Source organism: Microbacterium sp. (assembly GCF_039812165.1).
Taxonomy (GTDB): domain Bacteria; phylum Actinomycetota; class Actinomycetes; order Actinomycetales; family Microbacteriaceae; genus Microbacterium.
The window spans coordinates 1-7507 of sequence record NZ_JBDIAB010000152.1 but is presented as its reverse complement, the minus strand read 5'-3'; the positions used below and the strand labels follow the sequence as shown (position 1 = coordinate 7507).

Sequence of the window (7507 nt, the reverse complement as noted above, 5' to 3'; positions counted from 1 at the left end):
CGGTGCGCGCCGCGACCCGCCGGCTTGCCGGCCTCGCGGTCACGGGCGCGTGGGTCTCGGGCAGCGGGCTCGCCCGCGTCGTGGCCGACACGACCGCCGAGACCGACCGCGTGCGCGGTGCGGCGCTGTGGGGCGCGGCGCGCGCGAGCGAGAACGAGTGAGAGCCCGGATGTCAAGGGGGCCGGAACAACGGATGCCGGAATCGGAATACAGGGCTAACCTGGTGGATGACCGACACACTCGAGCGTGAGGAGACCCCATGAGGGGCAAGGTTGGCATCGTCATCGGGCTGGGCGTGGGATACGTGCTGGGCTCCCGCGCGGGGCGCGAGCGGTACGAGCAGATCAAGGACGGCTTCCTGAAGCTCTGGAACCTCGGACCGGTGCAGCAGCAGGTCGACAAGGCCAAGGAGTTCGGCAAGTCCGCGGCGCTCGCCCTGCCGAGCGCGGTGTGGGACGGCGCGGTCAAGGTGACCAAGGCCGCCGCGAAGAAGGGCACGCCCGGCGAGAAGCTCGACGCCGCCATCAAGGCGGGCAAGGCGTCGGCCGGCGACGTCGCGCGCGGCGCCGAGACCACGGCCGACGAGGTCAAGCGCGCCGCCGAGCGCGCGGCCGACAAGCTGCACGAGGCGGCGGACGACTGATGACCACGCCCGGGGGCTACCGAGACCGCTCCGACGACAGCCTGTTCACGCTGCTCGGAGAGATCCCCGAGCTCGTCCGCAACCTCGTCGTCGCCGAGATCGACTCCGCCAAGAAGTGGGCGAAGAAGGCGGGCAAGGATGCCGGGATGGGCGGCGTCTGGTTCCTGGTCGCCCTGTTCTTCGCGTTCTGGGCGATCCCGGCGCTCGGGGCGCTCATCATCATCACGCTGTCGATCTGGATGCCGGCGTGGCTGGCCGCGCTCATCCTCCTGGTCGCGCTGATCGTGCTCGCCGCGGTGTTCGCGCTGCTCGGCGTCGTGCGGATGAAGCGACTGACCCGCGCCGAGAACCCCGTGCAGGCGATCACCGTCGACGCACAGATCGTGAAGGACGCTGCCGATGAGTATTGAGCTTCCCCGGACGGCCGTGGCCCTCGGCATCACCGACCCGGTCGAGAAGGCGCGCGCCGAGCTCAAGGCCGCGCTGGCGGCCATCGAGGAGAAGGCGAACGTGCCGCGCCGCGTGGAGCTCGCACGGGAGCGCGCGGTCGTGCAGGCGCGGCGTTTCGCCCAGCAGCAGCCGGTGCAGGCCGCGGCCGCGGCGGTGGGCGTCGCGCTCGCCGTCGGGACGGTGGTCTGGGGTCTCGTGCGGCTGTACACGCGCTGACCGGCCGACCGTCGCCGCGGGCGGGAGTATGCTCGGAGTCCAGGCAGCGGCAAGGGCGCACATGCTGCCGGCGGGCGTTCCCGAAACGCTCACCGGGCCGCTCGCGCGTGGGCGGTCGACCGATATGAGAGTCCCACCCATGAATGCACAGTCACCCTCGGCGGACAAGCCGCTGCTCGGCTGGCGTGTGCTCGTGCCGCGGGGCGGACCGTGGGGCGACGGGGTCGCTGCGACCCTCCGTGCCCAGGGCGCGGTGGCGGTCATCGCCCCCCTCATCAACTTCGCGCCGTCCGCCGACCAGGCCACGCTCGAGGCCGCGCTGGCCGACCTCGGCGCGGGTGCGTTCGACTGGCTGACGGTCACGAGCGCGACCACCGTCGACGTGCTGTACGCGTACCGGGCCGAGATCCCGGCATCCACCCGCATCGCCGCGGTGGGCGAGACGACGGCCGCTGCGCTCACCGCGGTCGGCTACCGCGTCGACCTCGTGCCCGACGACGACAACTCGGCCGCGGGCATGGCGCACCAGATCATCGCGCTCGAGTCCGAGCCGCGCCGCATCCTGACCCTCCGCAGCGAGGCGGCCAAGCCCGTGCTGACCGAGCTGCTCGCCGAGGCCGGCCACGACGTGCGCAGCGTGATCGCGTACCGCACCGTGGGCGTGCCGGTCACCGAACGCATCGCGAAGGACGTGCGCTCGGGTCGCATCAACGCGATCCTCGTCACGAGCGGCTCGGTCGCCGAGCAGGTGCACGAGCAGTTCCCCGAGATCCCCGAGCGGACCGTCATCGCGGCGATCGGCCCGTGGACCGCGAAGGACGCCCGCAAGGCGGGGCTCGGGGTGCGCGTGGTGGCCGAGGAGCAGACCGTCGCGGGCCTCATCGGCGCCGTCTCGGCGCTCGCGCTGCCGCACGCGGCGGACGAGTTCGTGGTCTGATCGGATCGTTGCCGGTCTGTGAGCAAACCCGGAGCCACGGGCTGGCAGACTGGTGGGCATGGTGACTCTGCTGCTGGACTCTACGCAGCTGGAAGTCGTGCTCTCGGCCACTGAGCGGGCCCTCGCCTTCCGCTCCGACGACGTGCGCATCGCGCGGTCGAGCATCCGGACGGTGCAGCTCACCGACGATGCCTGGACGTGGCTCCGCGGCGTCCGCGCGCGCGGCTCGCACGTGCCCGGCGTGCTCGCGATGGGCACCTGGAAGGCCGCGGGCGGCTCGGACTTCGTGCTCGTGCGGCGCCGTCAGCCGGCCGTCGTGATCGATCTCGACGGGGATGCCGAGTTCCAGCGCGTCGTGCTCACCACCCGCCACGGCACCGCGCTCCAGCAGGCTCTGCGCCTCGAGGTCGAGGCCGAGGACGAGCTCGCCGACGTCGTCGACCTCGCCACCGGCGCGATCCAGACCCACCCCACGCCGACCCAGCCCGAGGGCTGATCAGGTCACGTCGCGGCGCCAGCTGAACAGGTAGCCGAGCACGAGGAGCACGGCGGCGTAGCCGAGCAGCACGAGGCCGCCGGCGAGCGACTCCATGCCGGGCGCGGTCGACCCCGAGCCGCCGATCGTCGTGAACAGGCTCGCGCCGACGAGGGCGTCGGAGGCGGCGCCGGGCAGGAAGGTCGTGGCATCCGACAGTCCGTCGACGAACCCGCCGGCCAGGCGCGCGATCGGCTCGACGAACTGTGTGAACGCGAGGACGCCCACGACCGCGCCGACCTGGTTGCGCACGAGCGTGCCGATGCCGATGCCGATCAGCGCCCACAGCACGAACGCGACGACCATGCGCCCGAGGAGCGCCCACGTGGCCCCGTCGTCGAGCTGCGTGCCGATGCCGAACACGGCCAGCAGCCCCGCACCGGGGAGGAGCACGGCGACCAGGGCCACGGCCCCGTACAGCGCCCCCATGACGACGCCCGCGACGACCTTGCCGGCGAGGGCGACGCCGCGTCGCGGGGTCGCGAGGAAGGTCGGCGTGAGGGTCTTGTGGCGGAACTCGCCGGTGACCAGCAGCGTCCCGATCATGAGCGGGAAGACGTAGCCGACCGCGGTCGCCAGGCTGTAGATGAGCGGCGGCACCATGTCGTCGGGCAGGGCCGGCATGTTGGTCGAGCCGGGCGGGAGGGCGCCGGATGCCGCGGCGCCGAACACTCCGGCGAGCCCGCCGGCGGTGCTGCCGATGTAGAAGACGAGGACGATCCCGAGGATCCACCACATCGAGGTGGAGAACTGCTTCGTCAGCTCGGAGCGGGTCGCGTTCGCGAGGCTCATGGCCGGCCTCCTTCCTCGTGGGCGTCCGCGGGTGGGGCGGGGGAGGCGCGCGTGCCGTCGACGAGCTCGAGGAAGACCTCCTCGAGGGCCGGTCCGCGGCGCTGCAGCCACGACAGCGCGACTCCGGCGGCGGCGGCGATCGCGCCCACCGCGGCGGTGTCGGCGCCGCGCACCGACAGTCCCGCGCGCACCGTCTGGACGTCGATGCCGGCGGCGGTCAGGGCGGCGGCCAGCGCCGCGCGGTCGGGGGCGTCGACGATCGTGGCCACCTCGTCGGCGGCGACGAGCTGGTCGAGCGAGCCCTCGTGCACGAGGCGTCCGCGCGCGATGATCAGCACCGCGTCGGCGGACTGCTGGATCTCGGCGAGCAGGTGCGACGAGACGAGCACGGTGCGCCCCTGTGCGGCGAGGTCGCGGAGGAACCCGCGCATCCACTTGATGCCCTCGGGGTCGAGGCCGTTGGCCGGCTCGTCGAGGACCAGCACGCCGGGGTCGCCCAGCAGCGTGTAGGCGAGGCCGAGGCGCTGGCGCATCCCGAGCGAGAAGCCGCCGACCTTGCGCCCGGCGACGTCGGCGAGCCCGACGACGCCGAGCGCCTCGTCGACGCGCGTGCGCGGGATGCCGGCGGCCTGCGCGTACACGGCCAGGTGATTGGCCGCGGTGCGGCCGGGGTGGAAGCTCGACGCCTCGAGCGCGGCGCCGACGGTCTGCAGCGGATGCCGCAGCTGCTCGTAGCGCTTGCCGCCGATCGTCGCGGTGCCCTCGGTCGGCGCGACGAGACCCAGGAGGATGCGCAGGGTCGTCGTCTTTCCGGCCCCGTTCGGGCCGAGGAACCCGGTCACGACGCCGGGCTCGACGCGTGCGGTGAGCCGGTCGACGGCGGTCACGGGGCCGAAGCGCTTGGTCAGGCCGGTGAACTCGAGGACGTGTCCTTCGGGCATCTCGGTCCTCTCGTCTCGTTCCGTATCGGTGCGTGTCTGTGGCGTGCTCCCTCTCCATTCTTGCCGGTCTCTGCACGTTGTCGGCTTCCGGGCTCCGTGATTCGTGCGCTCTCGGCAAGAGCGGGGCCCCTATCCCGATCACCTCCATCGCACGGATCACTCCGCCCTGACCTCGGCGGACGCTCGACCGCCGAGATGCGGCCGCCTGAAGGCCGGCGGCATCCGGCCGCCGGAACGCGGGCGGGGTAACGTGGCGGGTGTGAGCGAGATCCCGCACGTCCGCACCGTCGTCGACGGGCACGCCGGGCGGATCACGCTCGACCGCCCGCGAGCCATCAATGCCGTCGACCTCGGCATGCTCCAGAGCATCGCCGACGCGCTCGACGAGTGGGAGCACGACCCGGCCGTCGCCGTCGTCGTGCTCGACGGCGCGGGAGAGCGCGGTTTCTGCGCCGGCGGCGACGTGCGCACGCTCTACGACCAGGTCGTCGCCGGCCGGGCCGACGAGACCGCGACGTTCTTCCGCGTCGAGTACGCGGTCGACGCGCGCATCGCCGAGTACGCCAAGCCGGTCGTCGCGCTCGCCGACGGGATCACGATGGGCGGCGGCATCGGCCTCGCCGGCCACGCGCGGCTGCGCGTCGTGACCGAGCGCTCCCGTCTCGCGATGCCCGAGACGCGCATCGGGTTCACCCCCGACGTCGGCGGCACGTGGCTGCTGAGCCGCGCACCGGGGCGTCTCGGCGAGTACCTCGCGCTCACGGGCACGGCGATGGATGCCGCCGACGCGATCTTCGCGGGTCTCGCCGACCACCTCGTGCCGTCCGAGCGGCTCGCCGAGCTCACCGCGGCGCTCGCGGTCGAGCCCGACCCGGCCGCCGCCGTGGAGTGGATGGCGGTGCCGCCGCCGCCTTCCGCGCTCGCGGCGCAGCAGCCGTGGATCGACGACGCCTTCTCGGCCGACACGGTCGCCGAGATCGTCGAGCGGCTGCGCGCGCGGCCCGAGGACGCGGCATCCGCCGCCGCCCGCGTGCTCGAGGAGCTGTCGCCCACCGCGCTCGCCGTGACGCTCGCCGCCGTGCGGCGCGCCCGCACGCGGCCCGACCTGCGTGCGGTGCTCGCGCAGGAGTACGGCCTGGTGATGTGGTTCGCGACGACGCAGCCCGACCTCGCCGAGGGCATCCGCGCGCAGCTCGTCGACAAGGACCGCTCCCCGCGCTGGCAGCCGGCGGGCATCGCCGACGTCACGCCGGAGACCGTGGCATCCGCCCTCGCGTACCGGCCCGATCCGGCGCTCTGGGACTGAGGACGCGCACGTGGCGCACGGGCCGACGTCGAGGCGCCGCTACTCGATCGGGATCGCGGTCGACTGGTTCTTCTTCGTGTTCGCCGGCGCCGCGGCCGCGTGGCTCGCCTACCTGAGCCTCACCGAGACGTTCCGCACCGGCTGGGCGGGCATCCTCGTCGGGGTGCTGTTCTGGGGGCTCCTCGCCTACCTGGTGCTGCCGCGCGTGCACCGCATCCTCACCACGATCTACGTGCCCGACTACTTCATCGGCCGCACGCGCACGAGCGACGGGCTGCTCGGCGACCCGGTCAATCTCGCGTTCCTCGGCGACGAGGCGCAGCTCGAGCTCGTGATGCGCGCGGCCGGATGGACGAGGGCCGATCCGGTGACGCTCGCCTCGTCGTGGCGCATCGTCGTCTCTACCCTCCGCAAGCGCTCGTACGACGAGGCGCCGGTGAGCCCGCTGTTCCTGTTCGGCCGGCAGCAGGACTTCGCGTATCAGCAGGAGATGGACGGCAACCCCCGCCAGCGCCACCACGTGCGGTTCTGGCGGTGTCCGGAGGGGTGGCTGCTGCCCGGCGGCCGTCGCGTCGACTGGCTCGCCGCCGGCACGTTCGACACGAGCGTGGGCCTGTCGCTGTTCACGCTGCAGGTCACCCACAAGATCGACGCCGACACCGACGTCGAGCGCGACTACATCGTGCAGACCGTGTCGCAGGCCGAGCCCGCGGTCGTGCTCGACGTCATCGAGGACTTCTCGACCGGGTACCACGCGCGCAACGGCGGCGGCGACTCGATCCGCACCGACGGCGACCTGCCGATCGTCGACGTCCGCGCGGTGGGGGACGCGCGGGCAGACGGCGAGCCGCCGCCCGCGCCGGGTGGACGGCCCGAGATCGGCTCGACATCCGGGTCGCCGTCGGGATCGGAGGCGGGATGAGCGGCCCGGTGCCAAAGCGCGCCGCGTACGAGCCGGCGGCGGGACTGCTCGCGCCCACGCGGTTCGACCCGCGCATGCGGCGCCCGATCGCGACCACGACCGGGGCGGTGCTCGTGGTGCTCCGCGTCGTGGCGGGCGCCCTCGTGATCCTCTCGCTCGTGGGCGGCTGGGACCTGCTGCCGATCGGCCACGGGCCGTTCATCGACGCGCTGCTGCCCTCCGGCGACCGCGCGCTCGCGCTCACGGTCGTCGTCGCCGGAGGCACGGCGCTCCTGGCCGTCGAGCTCGTGCTCGCTTTCCTGATCCACCGCGGGCTGAACTGGCCGCGCGTGCTCGTCATGGTGATCGCGGTCTGCTCGATCAGCGCGGACTTCTTCGCGTGGCGTGTGCTGCACGAGGACATCGAGCTCGAGGGCCGCTTCGTCTCGCTCGCGCTCGACATCCTGATCCTCCTCGCGTTGTCGAGTCGCGACGCCGCCGCGTACGCTCGACGCAACGAGCGCGGCTGAGCGGGAGGCACCAATGTTCGACAGCCCGCTGTCGTCGTCGGCATACGAGATCCTCGCGGTGGCGTGGGATGCCGACGACGAGACCCTCCGTCGCGCCTACCGCGTGCGGCTCCGCCAGACCCATCCCGACACCGGCGGCGACGCCGCGCAGTTCGTGCTCGTGCAGCGCGCGTGGGAGCTGGTCGGCACGCCCGACGCGCGCGCCGCCTACGACCGCGGGCACGGCTTCGGCGCGGCGCCCGGGTTCGCGCCCGAG

Annotated in this window: 11 protein-coding genes; 9 read left to right on the top strand and 2 right to left on the bottom strand. The window is 73.2% G+C overall.

Going from position 1 to position 7507, the window contains the following annotated elements; translation table 11 throughout:
• The first annotated feature begins 259 nt into the window (after window positions 1–259).
• From WML84_RS11320 to WML84_RS11300, 5 genes are all read left to right on the top strand, one after another.
• Window positions 260–643: a hypothetical protein gene (locus WML84_RS11320; RefSeq protein ID WP_347346252.1), complete on the top strand. Its 384-nt coding sequence runs from the start codon at window positions 260–262 to the stop codon at window positions 641–643.
• Entirely contained in the window at window positions 643–1053 is a 411-nt protein-coding gene (locus WML84_RS11315) for a phage holin family protein (protein ID WP_347346251.1), read from the top strand. The genes WML84_RS11320 and WML84_RS11315 overlap by 1 nt, the downstream gene beginning before the upstream one ends.
• Window positions 1043–1309: a hypothetical protein gene (locus tag WML84_RS11310; RefSeq protein WP_347346250.1), complete on the top strand. Its 267-nt coding sequence runs from the start codon at window positions 1043–1045 to the stop codon at window positions 1307–1309. The genes WML84_RS11315 and WML84_RS11310 overlap by 11 nt, the downstream gene beginning before the upstream one ends.
• Before the next feature lie 139 nt (window positions 1310–1448).
• Window positions 1449–2246, top strand: coding sequence for a uroporphyrinogen-III synthase (locus tag WML84_RS11305; RefSeq protein ID WP_347346249.1), 798 nt, complete (start codon window positions 1449–1451; stop codon window positions 2244–2246).
• Window positions 2247–2304: 58 nt separating this feature from the next.
• Complete coding sequence (locus WML84_RS11300; protein WP_347346248.1) at window positions 2305–2742, top strand: hypothetical protein; 438 nt, start codon at window positions 2305–2307, stop codon at window positions 2740–2742.
• Here the strand turns inward: WML84_RS11300 and WML84_RS11295 are convergent, their stop codons facing one another.
• A complete protein-coding gene (locus WML84_RS11295) occupies window positions 2743–3573 on the bottom strand; it encodes an ABC transporter permease (RefSeq protein ID WP_347346247.1) in 831 nt (276 codons plus the stop codon).
• Window positions 3570–4514, bottom strand: coding sequence for an ATP-binding cassette domain-containing protein (locus tag WML84_RS11290; RefSeq protein ID WP_347346246.1), 945 nt, complete (start codon window positions 4512–4514; stop codon window positions 3570–3572). The genes WML84_RS11295 and WML84_RS11290 overlap by 4 nt, the downstream gene beginning before the upstream one ends.
• A gap of 259 nt (window positions 4515–4773) precedes the next feature.
• Here WML84_RS11290 and WML84_RS11285 point away from each other — a divergent pair, with 259 nt between their 5' ends.
• The 4 genes from WML84_RS11285 to WML84_RS11270 form a co-directional block, all read left to right on the top strand.
• On the top strand, window positions 4774–5820 hold the full coding sequence (locus tag WML84_RS11285) for an enoyl-CoA hydratase/isomerase family protein (protein WP_347346245.1): 1047 nt from the start codon (window positions 4774–4776) through the stop codon (window positions 5818–5820).
• A gap of 10 nt (window positions 5821–5830) precedes the next feature.
• Window positions 5831–6742, top strand: coding sequence for an LssY C-terminal domain-containing protein (locus tag WML84_RS11280; RefSeq protein WP_347346244.1), 912 nt, complete (start codon window positions 5831–5833; stop codon window positions 6740–6742).
• 8 nt (window positions 6743–6750) lie between these two features.
• Window positions 6751–7251 (top strand): hypothetical protein, encoded by a 501-nt coding sequence (locus tag WML84_RS11275; RefSeq protein ID WP_347346243.1) that lies wholly within the window; start codon window positions 6751–6753, stop codon window positions 7249–7251.
• Window positions 7252–7264: 13 nt separating this feature from the next.
• A partial coding sequence (locus tag WML84_RS11270) for a DnaJ domain-containing protein (RefSeq protein WP_347346242.1) occupies window positions 7265–7507 on the top strand: 243 nt, incomplete at its 3' end.

What these genes read in the sequence shown, in the direction of transcription:
- WML84_RS11320 (WP_347346252.1), top strand. Translation starts at nt 260, where the DNA reads ATGAGGGGCAAGGTTGGCATCGTCATCGGGCTGGGCGTGGGATACGTG.
- WML84_RS11315 (WP_347346251.1), top strand. Translation starts at nt 643, where the DNA reads ATGACCACGCCCGGGGGCTACCGAGACCGCTCCGACGACAGCCTGTTC.
- WML84_RS11310 (WP_347346250.1), top strand. Translation starts at nt 1,043, where the DNA reads ATGAGTATTGAGCTTCCCCGGACGGCCGTGGCCCTCGGCATCACCGAC.
- WML84_RS11305 (WP_347346249.1), top strand. Translation starts at nt 1,449, where the DNA reads ATGAATGCACAGTCACCCTCGGCGGACAAGCCGCTGCTCGGCTGGCGT.
- WML84_RS11300 (WP_347346248.1), top strand. Translation starts at nt 2,305, where the DNA reads ATGGTGACTCTGCTGCTGGACTCTACGCAGCTGGAAGTCGTGCTCTCG.
- WML84_RS11295 (WP_347346247.1), bottom strand. Translation starts at nt 3,573, where the DNA reads ATGAGCCTCGCGAACGCGACCCGCTCCGAGCTGACGAAGCAGTTCTCC.
- WML84_RS11290 (WP_347346246.1), bottom strand. Translation starts at nt 4,514, where the DNA reads ATGCCCGAAGGACACGTCCTCGAGTTCACCGGCCTGACCAAGCGCTTC.